We start from the raw sequence: 17,537 nt of genomic DNA, 5'->3' as shown, positions 1-17,537 counted from the left end.
CTAGAGCTCGACGATCATGCCGTCATGGGCGGCCGTGTAGGGCAGTTCGCCCAATCGTCCGAGCATGTCGTCGCTCATATGCGTCAGCACCAGCCGCTTGGCGTTGATCTCGCCCAGATGCGCTTCCAGCGTCTTCAGGCTGAGGTGGTTCTTGACGATCTTGTCGTAATAATAGGCTTCCGCAATGAACAGGTCAGCGCCGCGTGCGGCGGGGATCAGCGTCTCCGTCCACTCGGTGTCGGCGCTGTAGGTGATGACACGGCCTTCGGCCTCGACACGATAGGCCAGGAACGGTCCGCCGGATTCGCCATGGACGACAGGATAGGGCGTCACCTTGACCTCGCCAAAAGCCCGGCTCTGCTCCGGTTCAAGGGCTACGACCGAGAGATCGAAGCGCTGTTTGGTCTTGGATGAATGCTCGAACAGCGCTTCCATCAAGTTGGGCAGTTTGGTCTCGATCCCCTGCGGGCCGGCGATGACGAGCGGACGGGTGCGGCGCGTGAACTGCGCATCCAGCAACAGGAACGGCAGGCCGCCAAAATGGTCGCCGTGGAAATGCGTGATCAGGATCAGATCGATCGCGTCGCGTGAGATGCCGAGGCGCTTGAGCGCCGGCAGCGAGGAGGCGCCGCAATCGATCAGGAAGTTGACGCTGCTGCCCGTGACGTGGAAGCAGGTGTTGAACCTGCCGCCGGAGCCGAGCGCGTCGCCGCAGCCGACAAATCGTAATTGCATCGGCCGCTCACCGCCTGTTGAGGGATTATCGCCCGCGCGAGCTGCCGAACAGCCGCGACAGCAGCCAGATCGGGATCACGAGCACGGCGCCGAGCAGGAAGTAGCGCCACAGCCAGTTGACCGTGTCGAAGCCGAGATCCCACAGCCGCCGGAACAGCGTCTGAATGCTGTGCAGGATATTCCAGGGATCGAAGCCGATGGCCGCGAGCACCACGCCGACCAGGATCGACAGCAGGATCAGCCGGAACGCCACCGACAGCGGCGAGCCGCCGAGGAAGCGGTACAGGCCGTCATTGCCGGCCGGCAGGTCTCTGACGTCGTTGGGCATCGGTTTCTCCTCGCGTGTCGCGCGCATTATACGGCACGGCGGGGCACATGGGGAACCCGCTTGTGCCGGTCAATGGCCGCCATGCGCTCCGGGAAACTTAATTTGTCGTCATTTCCTGCTTCAGCATCCGTTCCAGCGTCTCGAGCCGGTCGGCCTCGCGCGGCGGCTTGTCCCAGCGCAGGCGGCTGATGCGGGGAAACCGCATCGCGACGCCGGATTTGTGCCGTGGCGAGCGGGCCAGCCCCTCGAAGGCGACTTCGAGCACCAGCCCCTGCTCCGGCTCATGCACGACATGGCGGACGGGTCCGAATTTTTCGGTGGTGTTGCGGCGAACGAAGCGGTCGATCTGTAGCAGCTCCTCGTCGGTGAAGCCGAAATAGGCTTTGCCGACCGGAACCAGTTGCTCGCCATCCTCGCCCTTGGTCCAGACGCCGAACGTGTAATCCGAATAATAGGACGAGCGCTTGCCGTGTCCGCGCTGGGCATACATCAAGACGGCGTCGATGATGTGCGGATCTCGCTTCCACTTCCACCACTGGCCCTTGGGGCGCCCCGGCAGATAGGGCGCGTCGCGCCGCTTCAGCATCACGCCCTCCACCGCCTCGGCATCCTCGCCCGCGCCGGCGCTTGCGGGATCGGCGCGCGCGGCCATCAGCGCCTCCCAACTGTCGAAGGCAACTGTCGGCGATAAATCGATGCGCGGGTCGTCGAGCTTTTTGACAAAGGTCTCCAGATGCGCGCGCCGCTCGGCAAACGGCAGCTCGCGCAGGTCGTTCTCGTCGTCGCCGAGCAAATCATAAGCACGCAGGTGGATCGGAAAATCCTTGATCAGTTTTGGCGAGACGACCTTTCGGTTCAGCCGCTGCTGCAGCACGTTGAACGTCTGCACGCGGCCTTCGCGGAGCACCAACAGCTCGCCATCGATGGCGCCGGGCAGATGCAGCGACGGCACCAGATCGGGAAAGCTCTTTGTGATGTCCTCGCCGGTGCGTGAATAGAGCCGCGCCTGCATCTGCCCGCGCTCATCGCGGCCGGCGACCGCCTGCACGCGGATGCCGTCCCATTTCCATTCCGCGATGAAATCGGCAGGATCCAAACTGGCAAAATCCGTATCCTCGATCGCATGCGCCAGCATCACGGGACGGAACGGCGCCGGATCGCGGTTGACCGGCTTGTCGCCGCGGCCTTCCAGCCAGGCGAACAACTCCAGATAGGGCGGCGCGAGCCCCGGCCAGATCAGCTCAATCTCGTGCGGATCCTTATCCCCAAGTGCGGCCGCAGCGGTCTTGGCCAGCCGCGCCGAAATCCCGATCCGCATCGCGCCGGTGACGAGTTTCAACAGCGCCCATCGGCCGGTCTCGTCGAGTTCATCGAGCCAGCGCGCGAGTTGTTTTGGGAGATCGGTCTTGCCGAGGGTACGAAGGGTGGTGACGACTTCGGAGAGGGTGGGGGGCGGCGGGTTGTTGTGGCCGGCCAATTCCCCCTTCGGCCACATCAGCGCAACCGTCTCGGATAAATCGCCGACATAATCATACGACAACCCGAACAGCACCGGATCGGCGCGATCCATAATCAGGTCTCGGATCAGTCCCGGCTTGGCGTGCTTGAACGACAGCGCGCCGGTCAGCGCCGCCAGCGCGTAGCCGCGGTCGGGGTCGGACGTGTCGCGGAAATAAGCCGTGATCAGCCGCAGCTTGTTGTTGCGGCCCGGCTCATAGGCGAGTCGGTCAAGCAATTCCGCAAAGCGGTTCATGCCTCGGCCTCGTCAGCCGCGACCACCTCGTGCTCCTCCTCATCGCCATAACCGACCAGGTCGAGCGGCCGCGCGGCGAGCCCGCGCGACTTGCACCAATGCACCAGTGCGTCTTCCTGACCATGCGTGACCCAGACCTCGCCGGCGCCGGTGGCCGCGATGGTTGCGGTCAGCCCGTCCCAGTCGGCATGGTCTGAAATCACCAGCGGCAGTTCGACTCCGCGTTGGCGGGCGCGCGCCCGCACCCGCATCCAGCCCGAGGCAAATGCCGTGACCGGATCTGGAAAGCGTCTGGTCCAGATGTCGGAGGTGGCCTGTGGTGGCGCCAGTGTGATGGTGCGGGCAAGATCGGCTTTCTTCATGCCCTTCACAGGGCGGAGCTCGCCGAGCGCAATGCCGCGGCTTTCGTAGTAGTGCGTGATCGCTTCCATCGCGCCATGCAGATAGATCGGCGGGTCATAGCCTTGCTCGCGGAGCAGCGCGATCACGCGTTGCGCCTTGCCGAGCGAATAGGCGCCGACCAGATGCGCGCGCTCCGGAAACAGTGCGACCGACGCCAGCAGTTTCTTCACCTCGTCCGCCGCATCGCCGTGGCGGAACACCGGCAGGCCGAACGTCGCCTCGGTGATGAAGACGTCGCAGGGCACCACCTCGAACGGCGCGCATGTCGGGTCGGTGGCATCCTTGTAGTCCCCGGAGGCGACGATGCAGGTGTCCTTGCAGGAGACGGCAATCTGCGCCGAGCCCAGCACATGGCCCGCGGGATGAAATTTGACTTTGACGTCGCCGAGCCGGATCTCCTCGCCGTAGCGGATAGCCTGCGTCGAACGCGCAAAATTGTCGCCGTAGCGCAGCCGCATCATGTCGAGCGTTTCCTGCGTGGCGAGAACAGCGCCATGGCCGGGCCGAGCATGGTCGGAATGGCCATGGGTAATCACGGCGCGCTCGACCGGGCGAACCGGGTCTATGTGGAAGCCGCCCGGCTTGCAGCACAGGCCGGCAGCAACTGGCAACAGGATCTCGTGCGGGCGCATGTCGGTTATATAGGACGTTTCGTCCAGACTTTTAGCTGTCATGCGTGGGCTTGACCCGCGCATCCATCTTCTCAAGAATCTCTCTTTTGATGGATTGCCGGGTCCCGGCTACGCCAAGGCTTCGTCGGGCACTCCAGTGTCAGGCCGGGTAGCTTCAGCGAAGTCGGCAAGCCCGGCAATGACAGATTTCGGAACCCATGCCCGCCCGCCTTTTTCTCTCTTCCGGCGATCTGATGGCCGACCGCCGGTTCGAATTCGCGCGCGATCTGCAATTGAAGGGCGATCTGCCGGCCGCGGCCGATCTGCTATTGCAGGCGATCGAGCTGGCGCCGGATTTCACGTCTGCCTGGTTCACGCTCGGCGGCATCCGCGAAGAACTCGGCGAGCATGAGGCGGCCGTCTCGGCGTTTCAAAAGGCGCGGGCCAGCGATCCCGGCGATCGTCACGGCGCCGGGCTTCGATTGATGCGGCTTGGCGCCGCGCCATTGGCCGGGATGTCGCAGGCCTATGTGCAAACCCTGTTCGACCAATATGCGCCGCGCTTCGAATCCTCGCTGGTCGGCGACCTCGGCTATCGCGGTCCGGCGCTGCTGTTCAAGGCGGTGCTGTCGGTGCGATCGGCCGCGCGCAAGCCGGCGTTCTTCAAGCGCGCGATTGACCTCGGCTGCGGCACCGGGCTTGCGGCGTCGGCTTTCGCCAGGAACGCCGATCATTTCATCGGTGTCGATCTGTCGCCACGCATGATCGAACGGGCGCGCGCCACCAGCCTCTACGCCGAGCTTGAGGTCGCCGACATGCTGCACGGTCTGCGCGCACGGCTGGATGCCAGCGCCGATCTCATTCTTGCCGCTGATGCCATGGTGTACGTCGCCGATCTCGCGCCGGTGCTGATGGAAGCCGCGCGCGTGCTTGCGCCGGGTGGCCTGCTCGCCTTCACCGCCGAGACCCATGACGGCGAAGGCGTCATTATCGGCCAGGGACTGCGTTACGCCCATGCCGCCGCGTACGTGCGCGACGCGGTCGAGAGCGCCGACCTCAAATTGTCCCTGCTCGAAGATCGCTCCGCCCGTAACGAGGACAATACGCCGGTTCCGGGTCTCGTCGTCGTCGCCGCCAAGACTTGAGTCTAGACGCTACGCAATGCCCGAATAGCGGCATTGCGTGCGACATGTGAGCTATTGCCACCTGCGTCGGAATGGCTGATCAAGACTCCGATAAGGGAGAACAACAATGAAGAACAAACAAACCCGGCGCGAATTCGGCGCCACCGTGCTTGCCTCCGCCCTCGCTTCCGCCATGCCGGCGCCCTTCGTTTGGGCGGCCGAGAAAAAGTATGATCCGGGCGCCAGCGATACCGAAATCAAGATCGGGCAGACCGTGCCGCATTCCGGTCCCGGCTCGCTCTATGGCGTGCTAGGGCGGGTCGGCGAGGTTTATTTCCAGATGCTGAACGAGACGGGCGGCATTAACGGACGCAAGGTCAAATTCCTCTCCATGGACGACGCCTACAGCGCGCCGAAATGCGTTGAGGCGACGCGGCGGCTGGTCGAGCAGGAGGAAGTGCTGGCGCTGTACGGCTCGCTCGGCACCGCGCCGCAGACCGCCGTGCACAAATATCTCAATTCGAAGGGTGTGCCGCAGCTATTGCTCAACACCGGCGCGTCGAAATGGAACGATCCGAAGAATTTCAAATGGACCATGGCGGGCCTGCCGCTCTATCCGACCGAAGCGCGCATTCTCGCCAAGCATGTCGTGGGCGTGAAGCCGAACGCCAAGATCGGCATCCTCTACCAGAACGACGATTTCGGTCGTGATTTCCTCGCGCCCTTCAAGAAGGTGCTGGCGGATGCCGGCGGCACCGCCAAGGTGATCATGGAGCAGACTTACGATCTGACCGAGCCGACGATCGATTCGCAGATCATCAATCTCTCGAAATCCGGCGCTGACGTTTTCTACAATATCTCGACCGGCAAGGCGTCATCACAGTCGATCCGAAAATTGGCCGAACTCGGCTGGAAGCCGCTGCATCTGCTGTCAGCGGGATCGACGGGCCGCTCGATTCTCAGCGCCGCCGGTTTCGAGAACTGCACGGGCATCGTCGCGATCCGCTACGCCAAGGAGGTCGGCGTGCCGCGCTTCGAGAAGGATCCCGACGTGATGGCGTTCGAGGAGCTGCGCAAAAAGTATTTGCCCAATGTCGACCCCGATAACACCATCGCCTTTGCCGGTTACGGCCAGGTGGTGGCGATGGCGGAGATCCTGCGCCGCTGCGGCGACGAGCTCACCCGCGCCAACGTTCTGAAGCAGGCCACGACGCTGGCGGGCTTCCATTCGCCCTACATGCTGGACGGCATCACCTACAGCTACACGCCCGACGACTACACGCCGATGAAGACGCTCTACATCTCGATCTTCAACGGCAAGGACTGGGATATCTCCGACAAGCCGGTGACGGAGTAGGAGGTCTTCTCCCTCTCTCCGTTCTTCACGGGGAGAGGGCAGGGGTGAGCGACTATCTGGTTTGTCAAGTTGCATTGGCATACGCGGTTCGCGCGTCGCGAGCTTTTGCGTTGAGCCTGACGAGGAGCTTGCGGGCAAGGGCAATGCGAACGACCATTTTCTCCTTGCCGGCCTTGAGCAGCCTGTCGCGGAACTCGGCAAGGCTTTTGTCGTAGCGGGCGGCGATGGCCGCGACGAGGAAGAGGATCGAGCGGACGCCGGCGCGACCACCGCGGGTGGGTCGCTTGCCCTTTCGCTTACCGCTGTCATTGGCGATCGGGCAAGGCCGGCAAGCTTGGCAATGGCTTTGTTGGAGAGCGTGCCAATTTCCGGTAGTTCGGCATGAAGGCGCGCAACGGTCCGCCCGGCGACGCCCTTCATCTCGCGCCAGGTCTCGGCGAGCTTTGCCCACAGCGGATCGTCATCGATCATGGAGGCGATTTCCCCCTCGAGCGAGCGGGATTGGCGCTTGAGCAGGGCGATCACTTCGTCGAGGCTGGCCAGCATCTCGGGGTTATCGAGCAGGCTTGCGCGACGCTGCTTCTGCACGGTGAGATCGTCGGTGACCTGCCGGAGCCTTGCCACAAGCGCCTTCAGGCGCTGCTAGACTTGGCTTGGCAAGGGGGTCGGAGCCAGGTTCTTGGCATGGGCGAAGCGGGCAATGACGGAGGAATCGATCCGGTCGGTCTTTTCCAGAATGCCCATCGCCTCGGCGTAGCGGCGGACGTTGCGTGGATTGGTCAGCGCGCAGCTGATGCCTTTTTCCCACAGCTCGACGAATGCCCGTCGCTCGTACCCGCCACTGGCCTCCATCACCACCAGCGTGACGGCATGTTCACGGCAGAACGCGGCCAGTTCCGCAATGCCTGCCGTATCGTTATTGAAGCTCGCAAGCCGATGCCCGGGCTCGATGCAGACATCGAGCTTGGCTTTCGAAACGTCCACTCCACAAATTGTGTTCTTCACGGTAACCTGCCTTGTCCATGCGATCGGAGCTCAAGCGACTGTTCGGTCGTGCGTGACATGGCGAAGATCCCAAAGCTCACCCACGGTTGTAGCCGGAGGGGGAACGGGCGACATCGCCACGCGTCTTGGCCGGTGGCCACCGGCCAAGACGCTAAGTCGCTTCCATCGCACAAATCTTGGCCGTGCAGATACAAGGGGCTCTTTCCGCGCACTGAGCTCGCGGAAATAGCCTCTCACCCGGCGCTGCGCCGTAGCCGAAGCTTCGCTTCGGCGTCTCTTTCTTAAGAACGGCCTCCGAAGGAGGCCTGCGCCTCTCCCCGCGAAGAGCGGGGCGAGGTGACTTCTGGGGCCCCTCGACGAACCCGCCCCGACGGCTTACCTCTTTGCCGTGCCGTCATCCGCCCCCTTGCCCTTCACGCCGCTTGAAACGGCTGCGTTGCTGCCCGAGCGCTTCCGCCGCTGGTTCGTGTCGCGCGGCTGGTCGCCGCGCGAGCATCAGCTCGCGCTATTGGCCAGGGCTCGTGAGGATCGATCGGCGCTCTTGATCGCGCCGACCGGCGCCGGCAAGACGCTGGCCGGATTTCTGCCGACGCTGGTGGAGCTTTCTTCTCCCTCCGATCCGAAAGCGGGAGGTGACAAGAGGAACCTCATTTCCACCGGCCGCACCGTAAAACGCACCGGCGGCCTCCATACCCTCTACATCTCGCCGCTGAAGGCGCTTGCCGTCGACATCGCGCGCAATCTGGAGACGCCGATCGCCGAGATGGGGCTGCCGATCAAGGTCGAGACCCGCACCGGCGACACGCCGGTGTCGCGGCGGCAGCGGCAGCGGCGCTATCCGCCGGACATCCTGCTCACCACTCCGGAACAACTGGCGCTGTTGCTATCATCGGACGACGCGCCGTTTTTGTTCTCCTCGCTCAAACGCATCGTGCTCGACGAGTTGCACGCGCTCGTCACCTCCAAGCGCGGCGATCTGCTGTCGCTCGGTCTCGCGCGGCTATGGCGGCTGGCGCCCGAGATGCGCGCGATCGGGCTTTCCGCGACGGTGGCCGAGCCGGAATCGCTGGCGCGGTTTCTGATGCCGCAGCGCGACGGCAAGGAGGTGTCCGCCGATATCGTCGTGGCTGGTGGCGCGGCGGCGCCCATTGTCGAAATGCTCGACACCCAGGAGCGATTGCCGTGGGCCGGCCATACCGCGCGCCACGCACTCGGCGAAATGTACGATCTGATCAAGCGCAACAAGACGACGCTGATCTTCGTCAACACCCGCAGCCAGGCCGAGATGCTGTTCCAGGAGTTCTGGCGCATGAACGATGATGGCCTCGCCATTGCCCTCCATCACGGCTCGCTCGACGTCGCCCAGCGCCGCAAGGTCGAGGATGCGATGGCCGCCGGAAAACTGCGCGGCGTGGTCTGTACCTCCTCGCTCGACCTCGGCATCGACTGGGGCGACATCGATCTCGTCATCAATGTCGGCGCGCCCAAGGGCGCCTCGCGGCTGATGCAGCGGATCGGCCGCGCCAACCATCGGCTCGACGAACCCTCGCGCGCGGTCCTGATCCCGGCCAACCGTTTCGAAGTTCTGGAGTGCCGCGTCGCGATCGATGCGATCGCCGAAAACGCCCAGGATACCCCGCCACTGCGCACCGGTGCGCTCGATGTGCTGGCGCAGCACGTGCTCGGCTGCGCCTGCGGCGAGCCGTTTTTTTCAGATGAGCTCTACGCGGAAGTACTGACCTCAGCACCCTATGCGTCGCTGACGCGCAGCGATTTCGACGACGTGGTCGATTTCGTCGCTACCGGCGGCTACGCGCTGAAAACCTACGAACGCTTTGCGCGCATCAAGCAGGATAAGCAGGGGCGCTGGCGCGTCGCCAACCCAAAGGTGCGGCAGAGCTATCGCCTCAATGTCGGCACCATCGTCGAGGACACCATGCTGAAAGTCCGCCTGGTGCGCTCGCGCGGCAGCGGTTCCGGCTCGACTGGCGCGCTCGGCCGCGGCGGGCGGATGCTGGGGGAGATCGAGGAAGCCTTCATTGAAGGCCTCGTGATCGGCGACACCTTTGTATTCGGCGGTGAAGTCGTGCGCTACGAGGCGCTCGCGGAGGACGTGGTCTACGTCTCCCGCGCCAATGACAAGGACGCCAAGGTGCCGTCCTACATGGGCGGCAAATTTCCGCTCTCGACCTATCTCGCCGAACGCGTTCGCAAACTGCTCGACGATCGACGACAGTGGAACGCGTTGCCGGAGCAGGTGCGCGATTGGCTGTCGCTGCAAAAGGATTTTTCTCGCGTGCCGGGGGTGCGCGAGCTGCTGATTGAAACCTTTCCGCGCGCCAACAAGCATTATCTCGTCTGCTATCCCTTCGAGGGACGGCTGGCGCACCAGACGCTCGGCATGCTGCTGACGCGACGGATGGAGCGCGCAAGGGTCCGGCCGCTCGGCTTTGTCGCCAATGAGTATGCACTGGCCGTGTGGGGCCTCGGCGATATCTCGTTCATGATCCGCCACGGCAAGCTCGATCTCAACGCGCTGTTCGATCCGGACATGCTGGGCGACGACCTCGAGGCGTGGCTCGCCGAATCCGCGCTGATGAAGCGCACCTTCCGCACCTGCGCGATCATCTCGGGCCTGATCGCGAGACGTTTCACCGGCGAGGAGAAATCCCGCCGCCAGGTGCTGTTCTCGACCGACCTGATCTACGACGTCTTGCGCAAGCATCAGGCCGACCATGTGCTGCTGCGTGCCGCGCGCGCTGACGCGGCTACTGGCCTGCTCGATCTGAAGCGATTGGGTGATATGCTCTCGCGCATCCAGGGGCGAATCACCCATCGGGAACTCGAACATGTTTCACCGCTGGCGGTGCCTGTGATGCTGGAAATCGGTCGCGAGTCAGTTTATGGCGAAGCGGGCGACGAGTTGCTGGCGGAAGCCGCCGATGAACTCGTCAAAGAGGCGATGCGATAGGCGGGAAGGCACGTGACGGCGGGGGCGCAATCTTCGGGAGACGATCAAGAGATGCGCGCCTCGAAGGTCATGGTTGCCGACGTCAGGTTCGTTGCCGACCTGTCCGGCGCGCTGTTCTGGCAGGAGCAACGTCTGCTCGTCGTGTCCGACCTGCATCTGGAAAAAGGCTCCAGCTTCGCCAAGCGTGGCGTGCTGCTGCCACCCTACGACACGGTGGCGACGCTGAGCCGGCTCGCTGCCGTGATCGCGCGGCACGATCCGCGGATGGTGATCGCGCTCGGTGACAGTTTTCACGATCGCGACGCGCATCAACGGCTGTCGGAGCTCGACCGCGACGCGCTCTCGGCAATGCAGGCGAGGCGCGACTGGATCTGGATCTCGGGCAATCACGATCCGGCGCTGCCACCCGATCTCGGCGGCACGGTGGCGAACGAAGTCGCGATCGGCCCGATTGCATTCCGCCATGAGCCGACGGGTGCCGCTGGCGAAATCGCTGGCCATCTGCATCCGAAGGCCCGCGTCGCCACCCGCGGCCGCTCGATGGAGCGGCGATGTTTTGCGAGCGACGGCGAGCGCGCGGTGATGCCGGCGTTCGGTGCCTATACCGGCGGCCTGAGCATCCGTGATCCGGCGTTCGCGAAGATTTTCGCAACGCCAGGCTTCATGGCACATGTGCTCGGCGACAACCGGCTGCACTCGATCGTCGCGTCACGGTGCTATTGAAGGAGCGGCTATGCTGCCGTCACTCCACGACGATTTCCTTGTTTCGTACGAAGTGAATTGCGAGACGCGCCAAATCAAAATCCGCGCAAAGCGCGATCCGAGGATTCCAGCAGTAAACAAAGAGCAGCTGACACGCATTATCGTTTTCAACGGCGTCGAGGGATACCAGTTCGAAAACGATGCATTCGGCAATATTATCTCCTCGCTAGAAACGATTTCCGTGGAGAAACTGCTCGCCGAATATGGTTCTCGGATCGCGGAGTCCTATCATTGGGCAGGTGCCCCAGGACCGTGGGCGGCTGATCTCTCGTCTGCCCCGCAAGTGCTCGCGGCAAAGGGCGTTCAAGGCTTCGTTTTAAGTTCGTCATATGGCCTTTCCGGTTGGGTGCTAGCCAAAGAAGCTTTGGTCGAACCGGCGTAGCCGCTGGCTCGACTACGCCGCCTTTACTTCCACACTGTCGCAGAACTCGGCCAGCCGGTCTGCCAGCCGCAGCGTCGCGGGGCTCGCATCGGGCGAGGCCATCAATGCGATTTCCGTCTTGTCGATCGGGGCAAAGCCGTCCTTCGCCGAGAGCACGCGGTGGCCGGGCTGAATCGCGATGTCGGAGAGGATGCTGAGGCCCAATCCCGCGGCGACCGCGGCCTGGATGCCGGCGAGACCTGAACTCGTATAGGCCATGTGCCAGGAGCGGCCTGTGCTTTCCAGCGCATGAATGGCGCGGGATCGATAGAGGCAACCGGAGGGAAAACCGATCAACGGCACCGAGCCGGAGTTGATGTCGACGGGGTGCGTTTTGCTGGTGACCCAATGCACCTTCTCGGGCCACACCGCGATCGCGCCGTTCCCGCCGGCGTCGCGCTTGAGCAGCGCCAGATCGAGATCGCCGCGCTCGATGTCGCGCTTGAGATATGTGCTCTGGTCGGCGCGCACATCGAGCCGCAGACCGGGGCGCGAGCGCGCAAAGGTCGCCAATAGTTTCGCGAGCCGATAGGCCGCAAAGTCCTCGGGAATGCCGAGCCGTACCGCGCCCTCGCTTTCGGGACGCGCCACCACGTCGCGGGCTTCTTCCGCGAGCGACAACAGCCGTCGCGCATAGGACAACAGCCGCTCGCCGGCCTCCGTCGGCGTCACGTCCTTGCCGTTGCGGTTGAGCAGCGGCTGGCCAACATCGTCTTCCAGCCGCTTGATCTGCTGACTCACGGTCGATTGCGTGCGATGGACGCGCTCGCTGGCGCGGGTGAAGCCGCCGGCATCGACGACGGAAACGAAGCTGCGCAGGAGCTCCAGATCGAGCATATGAATGCTCCATTTATAAATCCACTGGATATTAGTTTATCATTTAATTTCCAAATATCAAGGCGAGAGCCTAGATCAGGGGCAAAGGAGACTTCCATGTCGCTCGCGCCTTCCGTCGCGGTTCCCCGCGCCGCCTTCAATCCGCTCCCGCTCTATATCGGCCTGTTCTGCCTGCTCTGGAGTTTTGCCTTCGTCGCCGGCAAGATCGGCGTCACCGATTGTCCGCCGCTGATCCTGCTCGCCGTGCGGTTCTCGCTGGCCGGCATTTTGATCCTCGGTATTTCTGCGTTGCGCCGCGAGGAATGGAATCTGTCGTGGCGCGATGCTGCCGTATTCGCGGTGCTCGGCGTTGCCAACAATGCGCTCTATCTCGGCCTCGGCTATACCGGGCTGCAGACGGTGTCCGCCGGTCTCGGCAGCCTGATCGTGTCGGCCAATCCGGTCTTCATCGCGATACTGGCGGCGCTGTTCCTCGGCGAAGCCCTGACCTGGCGCAAGGTGACGGGCCTCGTGCTCGGCATGGCCGGCGTCGCCTTCATCGTCTGGCACCGGATGTCGGTCGGTACCGATGACTGGCACGGCATCCTGTTCACGCTGGCGTCATTGGCCTCGATTGTGGCCGGCACCATCCTGTTCAAGGTGTTGGCGCCGAAGGGCTCGCTCTGGATCGGCAACGGCATCCAGAACATCGCCGGCGGCCTTGCCGTGATGCCGTTCGCCTTTACGCTTTCCAGCGTCAGCGACATCGTGCCCAGCACACGCTTGCTCGGTGCGTTCGCTTTCCTGGTGCTCGGCGGCTCGATCCTCGCCTATCTGCTCTGGTTTCATCTCCTGAAAGTGTGTGGCGCGACCGCTGCGAGCGCCTATCATTTCCTGATGCCGCCGCTCGGCATGCTGTTCGGGTTCCTTGTGCTCGGCGAGCATGTCGAGTTTCGCGATCTGCTCGGCATCGTTCCCGTCGCGCTCGGCATCTATCTGGTGACGCGGCCTGCGGCCACCGTATCGGCCAACAAGAGGAGTGCGGCATGAGCCTATCCATCACCCTGATCGGCGGTCCCACCGCGCTCATTGAGATCGACGGCTTTCGCCTCCTCACTGATCCGACCTTCGATGCGCCCGGCGAAGAGTATCAATTGCCGCATGTGAAACTGGAAAAACTCGTCGGCCCCGCGATGAGCGCACGCGACGTCGGCGCGATCGACGCGGTGCTGCTGAGCCACGACCAGCATTCGGACAATCTCGACCATTCCGGCCGCGATTTCCTCAAGGACGCGAAGCGCGTGCTGACAACAGAGGCGGGAGCCAAGCGGCTCGGCGGCAATACCGAAGGCTTTGCGCCCTGGGCGTCGACCGCGTTGAAGAAAGGTGGCCAGTCCTTGACCATCACCGCAACGCCGGCCCGTCACGGGCCGGCCGGCATCGAGCCGCTGTCGGGCGATGTCATCGGCTTCGTGGTGGAATCGAGCCGGGCAGCAGCGCGGTCTACATCAGCGGCGACACCACCTGGTTCGACGGCGTTGCGGAAGTGGCAAGGCGCTTCAAATGCGGTGTGGTGCTGCCGTTCGCCGGCGCGGCGCAAACCCGCGGTCCGTTCCATCTCACCATGGACACCAACGACACCATCGAGACCGCGCGGGCCTTTGCGGATGCGATGATCGTGCCCGTGCATACCGATGGATGGAAGCATTTCCGCCAGAACGCGGAAGATTTGCGCGTCACCTTCGACACGCTGGGTTTTGGATCGCGATTGCGGATTTTGGAGCCGGGTGTTGCGACCATCATTGAGCCGTTACGCGCCGCCTGACTTCGCCGCTTGTCCGCCAAGCATGCGGGACAAGTTCCTTGTCAGGAACTTGTCCTCGCCAGCTTTGTTGTTGCGCGGTGGAAACGCGCGGCATGGCACATCGTACCGGTTCGAATTCGAAGCATCTCAAGCGTGCGAACTCCGGCCATGCCGAGCCGGCCGCGAAGGCCGAGCAAGCCGGTCCGTTTCGTTTCCGCGACGCGCTGAAGGCGCTCGGCCCCGGCCTGATCACCGGCGCGTCCGACGACGATCCGTCGGGGATCGGCACCTACAGCCAGGCCGGTGCCCAGCTCGGTTACGGCATCGGCTGGACCATGCTGCTGACCTTTCCGCTGATGGCGGCGATCCAGGAAATTTCCGCGCGAGTCGGCCGCGTCACCGGACATGGGATCGCGGGCAATGTGTGCCGGCACTATTCCTCGTGGTTGCTGAATGTGGTGGTACCGTTGCTGTTCATCGCCAATACCATCAACATCGGCGCCGATCTCGGCGCCATGGCAGACGCCGCCAAGCTGCTGATCGGTGGCCATAGCATCATCTATGTGCTGCTGTTCGGCGTGACATCGGTCGCGGCGCAGATCTTTCTCGATTACAGGCGCTACGTCGCCGTGCTGAAATGGCTTACGCTCAGCCTGTTCGCCTATGTCGCGGCGCTCGCTTTTGCGAAAGTCTCGTGGGGCGATGCGCTCGCCGGCATCCTTGTCCCGCGCCTCGACTGGAGCTTCGATTATCTCACCACCATCGTCGCGATCCTCGGCACCACGATCTCGCCCTATCTTTTCTTCTGGCAGGCGTCGCAGGAAGCCGAGGACCAGCGCGTCGATGCGACGAAACGACCCCTGATCGAAAAGCACTACGGGGCGCGGCGGGAATTCAGCCGCATCCGCGCCGACACCATCGTCGGCATGGCGTTCTCCAATCTGATCGCGCTGTCGATCATCGTGACCGCCGCGGCGACGCTGCACGCGACCGGCAAGACCGACATCAAGAGTTCGGCGGAGGCGGCCGAAGCGCTGCGCCCGATCGCCGGCGCCTTTGCGGAAGCGATTTTTGCACTGGGCATTATCGGCACCGGGTTGTTGGCTATTCCGGTGCTCGCTGGCGCGACCGCCTATGCCGTCGGCGAGGGGCGGCGCTGGCCGGTCGGACTCGCGCGCAAGCCGAAGGAAGCGGCCGCTTTCTATGCCGTGCTGGCGTTGTCGGCCGGGATCGGCATCGCGCTGAATTTCACGCCGATCAACCCGATCTCGGCGCTGTACTGGAGCGCCGTCATCAACGGCGTGCTCGCCGTGCCGGTGATGGTGCTCTTGATGTTCATGGCGCGCCGCCGGGACGTGATGGGCACGTTCGTGGTCAAGGGCGGCCCGTTGTATTGGCTCGGGTGGCTGTCGACAGTGGCGATGCTGTTAAGTGTCTTCGCGATGGGCGTGGGGTTTTTTGTTGGCGGAAATTCGTAGGATGGGTGGAGCGCAGCGATACCCATCATGTTCACGCCGGTTCGCATGTCCGATGTTGGGTATCGCTTCGCTCCACCCAACCTACGCACTCTCCATGCGGGTTGGAATCAATCCTTCCTGAACACGATCGACGCCATCCAACCCGTCATCAGCGCCATGAAGGCGGTGACGAGTCCGTAAACAAATCCGTTCTGCCGCGCGGTGGTGGCGACGAACTGCTCGAAGCCGACCTTGACGATTTCAAATGCGGTGTCGGTCTTGGCCACCAGCGCGCCGTCGGCGAACAGCTTGATCTCGACATTATAGAGCCCGATCGGTACTTCGGCGGGCAGGGGAATGCCCGTGCGGAACAGCGTCGGCGTCAGGAACGTCACCGCCGAGGTCTCCTCGCGATAGAGGCCGTGCTGCTTGCGCAGCCGCACGAAGGCGCTGCGGAACGCGTCATCAGGCACGACGTCGGCGTAATCGCCCCCGACGCGCTGGGTCAGGAGCACGTTGTTGAGCCCGAGTTGCTGCCGCCGCTGCACTTCGGGCGACGCGATGGCGTCGAACGGCCGGTTGGAAAACAGCGCCAGGTAGGTCGGCACTCTCAGAAATTGCCGGGAGTCGGTGTTGATCCAGATCCCGAAGCGGCGTTCCTTGCGGCGCGTCACCATGTCGGCGCGCGGGCCTGCGACCGTGACCACGAGATCGTAACTGCGATTGGCCGGCGTGTTGGCGTCCTTCTCCACCGAACCGAACAGCACCAGTTCCTCGCCGGAATAGTTCGGCGTCACGGTAACGCGATGGTTCGACACCGACACGATCAGCCGTTCGGCCTGCGCGGGCGAGGCGGCGAGCACGGCGCCCAGCGCAAGCCATCCGAGCATGAGGAGGAGGCGCCTGGTCATCCCGTCACCCCCGTTTCGCGGATGGTGAAGAGATCCTCGGGCCGGATCACCAGTTCGACGGCAAAACGGACGCCGACGGCGAGCACCAGCAGACCGAGCAGGAGCCGCAAGTGCTCGCCGCGGATTTTCTGCCCCGCGCGGGCGCCGAACTGTGCGCCGGTGACGCCGCCGATCATCAGGATCAGCGCCAGCACGGCATCGACCAGATGGTTGGTGACCGCGTGCAGCATGGTGGCGAACACCATGGTGACGAGGGTGAGCACCATCGAGGTGCCGATCACGGTCGAGGTCGGGACCCGCAGCACGTAGATCAACAGCGGCACCAGGATGAAGCCGCCGCCGATGCCCATTACCGCGCCGATGAAGCCGATGATCAGGCCGATCACGACGACGGGAATGATGGAGAGATAGATCTTCGAGCGCTTGAAGCGCATCTTCAGCGGCAAGCCGTGGATCCAGACATGGCTGCCCGGGCGGCGCGTGGTGACCGGGCCGCCGCGGCGGGCCCGCAAGAGCGCCCGCAGCCCTTCCCAGAACATCAGGCCGCCGACGGTTGTCAGCAGGATCACGTAGGACATCGCGATCATGAGATCGAGCTGACCGAGCGAGCGGAGCAGCGTGAAGGTAAAGACCCCCAGCGCCGTGCCCATACTGCCGCCGGTCAATAGCACCGCCGCCAGCACCGGATCGATGGCGCGCCGCCGCCAATAGGATATCGCGCCGGAGAACGAGGAAGCCGCGATGTGGCTGGCGACGGAGGCGACCGCGACCGCGGGCGCGATGCCGACGAAGATCAGAAGCGGCGTCATCAGGAAGCCGCCGCCGATCCCGAACATGCCGGAGACGAACCCGACCGCGGCGCCCATCGCCAGGATGAGGAAGACATTGACCGGAATGTCGGCGATCGGGAGGTAGAGCTGCACGCGCGCCTGCTTATTGTGGCTTTGCCGCAAAAGACGGCCGGGAGGCCGCTCAGGGCATGGTTGTCTTGTGTTTGCCGGCAGTGGGGAGCCGGTTCGCGCATGCACCTTTGCGTGCGCAGGGCCGGTTCCCGCGTCTTTGCATAACTGAATTCGGTTG

The 17,537-nt window shown here is 63.8% G+C and carries 14 protein-coding genes and 2 pseudogenes; 8 read left to right on the top strand and 8 right to left on the bottom strand.

Features of this window, described 5'->3' with window-relative positions:
• The 4 genes from ACH79_RS07900 to ACH79_RS07885 form a co-directional block, all read right to left on the bottom strand.
• On the bottom strand, positions 1-735 hold the full coding sequence (locus ACH79_RS07900; RefSeq protein ID WP_161850512.1) for an MBL fold metallo-hydrolase: 735 nt from the start codon (positions 733-735) through the stop codon (positions 1-3).
• Between the two features lie 25 nt (positions 736-760).
• Positions 761-1,063, bottom strand: coding sequence for a DUF6460 domain-containing protein (locus ACH79_RS07895; protein WP_161850511.1), 303 nt, complete (start codon positions 1,061-1,063; stop codon positions 761-763).
• Between the two features lie 97 nt (positions 1,064-1,160).
• Positions 1,161-2,816, bottom strand: a complete 1,656-nt coding sequence (locus ACH79_RS07890; protein ID WP_161850510.1) for an ATP-dependent DNA ligase — start codon at positions 2,814-2,816, stop codon at positions 1,161-1,163.
• A complete protein-coding gene (locus ACH79_RS07885) occupies positions 2,813-3,850 on the bottom strand; it encodes a ligase-associated DNA damage response exonuclease (RefSeq protein ID WP_161856262.1) in 1,038 nt (345 codons plus the stop codon). Before ACH79_RS07885 ends, ACH79_RS07890 begins: the two co-directional genes overlap by 4 nt.
• 197 nt (positions 3,851-4,047) lie before the next feature.
• Between ACH79_RS07885 and ACH79_RS07880 the strand changes: the two genes are divergently transcribed.
• Positions 4,048-4,974 (top strand): class I SAM-dependent methyltransferase, encoded by a 927-nt coding sequence (locus tag ACH79_RS07880; RefSeq protein ID WP_161850509.1) that lies wholly within the window; start codon positions 4,048-4,050, stop codon positions 4,972-4,974.
• Between the two features lie 106 nt (positions 4,975-5,080).
• Positions 5,081-6,310 carry an ABC transporter substrate-binding protein gene (locus ACH79_RS07875; RefSeq protein ID WP_161850508.1) on the top strand — a complete coding sequence of 410 codons (1,230 nt, stop codon included), beginning with the start codon at positions 5,081-5,083 and terminating at the stop codon, positions 6,308-6,310.
• Between the two features lie 64 nt (positions 6,311-6,374).
• Here ACH79_RS07875 and ACH79_RS07870 read toward each other — a convergent pair.
• Positions 6,375-7,315: pseudogene (locus ACH79_RS07870) on the bottom strand (IS110 family transposase).
• Positions 7,316-7,703: 388 nt separating this feature from the next.
• Here ACH79_RS07870 and ACH79_RS07865 point away from each other — a divergent pair.
• From ACH79_RS07865 to ACH79_RS07855, 3 genes are read left to right on the top strand one after another with little or no spacing between them, the layout of a single operon-like run.
• On the top strand, positions 7,704-10,286 hold the full coding sequence (locus tag ACH79_RS07865) for a ligase-associated DNA damage response DEXH box helicase (protein WP_371419373.1): 2,583 nt from the start codon (positions 7,704-7,706) through the stop codon (positions 10,284-10,286).
• Between the two features lie 51 nt (positions 10,287-10,337).
• Positions 10,338-11,009 carry a ligase-associated DNA damage response endonuclease PdeM gene (gene pdeM, locus ACH79_RS07860; RefSeq protein ID WP_161850507.1) on the top strand — a complete coding sequence of 224 codons (672 nt, stop codon included), beginning with the start codon at positions 10,338-10,340 and terminating at the stop codon, positions 11,007-11,009.
• Positions 11,010-11,019: 10 nt separating this feature from the next.
• Positions 11,020-11,430: a hypothetical protein gene (locus ACH79_RS07855; protein ID WP_161850506.1), complete on the top strand. Its 411-nt coding sequence runs from the start codon at positions 11,020-11,022 to the stop codon at positions 11,428-11,430.
• A gap of 12 nt (positions 11,431-11,442) precedes the next feature.
• On the opposite strand, the gene ACH79_RS07850 is transcribed toward ACH79_RS07855, so the two are convergent.
• The gene (locus ACH79_RS07850) at positions 11,443-12,306 is read right to left on the bottom strand and encodes a LysR family transcriptional regulator (protein WP_161850505.1); all 864 of its coding nucleotides are present in this window, start codon (positions 12,304-12,306) and stop codon (positions 11,443-11,445) included.
• Between the two features lie 96 nt (positions 12,307-12,402).
• On the opposite strand from ACH79_RS07850, the gene ACH79_RS07845 reads away from it, so the two are divergent.
• The 3 genes and pseudogenes from ACH79_RS07845 (at position 12,403) to ACH79_RS07835 (ending at position 15,567) form a co-directional block, all read left to right on the top strand.
• Complete coding sequence (locus ACH79_RS07845) at positions 12,403-13,335, top strand: DMT family transporter (protein ID WP_161850504.1); 933 nt, start codon at positions 12,403-12,405, stop codon at positions 13,333-13,335.
• Positions 13,332-14,110, top strand: a pseudogene (locus ACH79_RS07840) (MBL fold metallo-hydrolase). Before ACH79_RS07845 ends, ACH79_RS07840 begins: the two are co-directional and overlap by 4 nt.
• 92 nt (positions 14,111-14,202) lie before the next feature.
• Complete coding sequence (locus ACH79_RS07835) at positions 14,203-15,567, top strand: NRAMP family divalent metal transporter (protein ID WP_161850503.1); 1,365 nt, start codon at positions 14,203-14,205, stop codon at positions 15,565-15,567.
• Positions 15,568-15,674: 107 nt separating this feature from the next.
• Here ACH79_RS07835 and ACH79_RS07830 read toward each other — a convergent pair whose 3' ends face one another.
• On the bottom strand, positions 15,675-16,457 hold the full coding sequence (locus ACH79_RS07830; protein WP_202639198.1) for a TIGR02186 family protein: 783 nt from the start codon (positions 16,455-16,457) through the stop codon (positions 15,675-15,677).
• On the bottom strand, positions 16,454-17,380 hold the full coding sequence (locus tag ACH79_RS07825; RefSeq protein WP_161850502.1) for a sulfite exporter TauE/SafE family protein: 927 nt from the start codon (positions 17,378-17,380) through the stop codon (positions 16,454-16,456). Before ACH79_RS07825 ends, ACH79_RS07830 begins: the two co-directional genes overlap by 4 nt.
• Positions 17,381-17,537: the final 157 nt, after the last annotated feature.

This window comes from Bradyrhizobium sp. CCBAU 051011, assembly GCF_009930815.1.
Taxonomy (GTDB): Bacteria; Pseudomonadota; Alphaproteobacteria; order Rhizobiales; family Xanthobacteraceae; genus Bradyrhizobium.
Note: the sequence above shows the minus strand (reverse complement) of the source record. Positions and strands in the feature narration are given on the sequence as shown.

Excerpts from the sequence above, each read along its gene's own strand:
- ACH79_RS07900 (WP_161850512.1), bottom strand. The coding sequence starts at position 735 with ATGCAATTACGATTTGTCGGCTGCGGCGACGCGCTCGGCTCCGGCGGC.
- ACH79_RS07895 (WP_161850511.1), bottom strand. The coding sequence starts at position 1,063 with ATGCCCAACGACGTCAGAGACCTGCCGGCCGGCAATGACGGCCTGTAC.
- ACH79_RS07890 (WP_161850510.1), bottom strand. The coding sequence starts at position 2,816 with ATGAACCGCTTTGCGGAATTGCTTGACCGACTCGCCTATGAGCCGGGC.
- ACH79_RS07885 (WP_161856262.1), bottom strand. The coding sequence starts at position 3,850 with ATGCGCCCGCACGAGATCCTGTTGCCAGTTGCTGCCGGCCTGTGCTGC.
- ACH79_RS07880 (WP_161850509.1), top strand. The coding sequence starts at position 4,048 with ATGCCCGCCCGCCTTTTTCTCTCTTCCGGCGATCTGATGGCCGACCGC.
- ACH79_RS07875 (WP_161850508.1), top strand. The coding sequence starts at position 5,081 with ATGAAGAACAAACAAACCCGGCGCGAATTCGGCGCCACCGTGCTTGCC.
- pdeM (WP_161850507.1), top strand. The coding sequence starts at position 10,338 with ATGCGCGCCTCGAAGGTCATGGTTGCCGACGTCAGGTTCGTTGCCGAC.
- ACH79_RS07855 (WP_161850506.1), top strand. The coding sequence starts at position 11,020 with ATGCTGCCGTCACTCCACGACGATTTCCTTGTTTCGTACGAAGTGAAT.
- ACH79_RS07850 (WP_161850505.1), bottom strand. The coding sequence starts at position 12,306 with ATGCTCGATCTGGAGCTCCTGCGCAGCTTCGTTTCCGTCGTCGATGCC.
- ACH79_RS07845 (WP_161850504.1), top strand. The coding sequence starts at position 12,403 with ATGTCGCTCGCGCCTTCCGTCGCGGTTCCCCGCGCCGCCTTCAATCCG.
- ACH79_RS07835 (WP_161850503.1), top strand. The coding sequence starts at position 14,203 with ATGGCACATCGTACCGGTTCGAATTCGAAGCATCTCAAGCGTGCGAAC.
- ACH79_RS07830 (WP_202639198.1), bottom strand. The coding sequence starts at position 16,457 with ATGACCAGGCGCCTCCTCCTCATGCTCGGATGGCTTGCGCTGGGCGCC.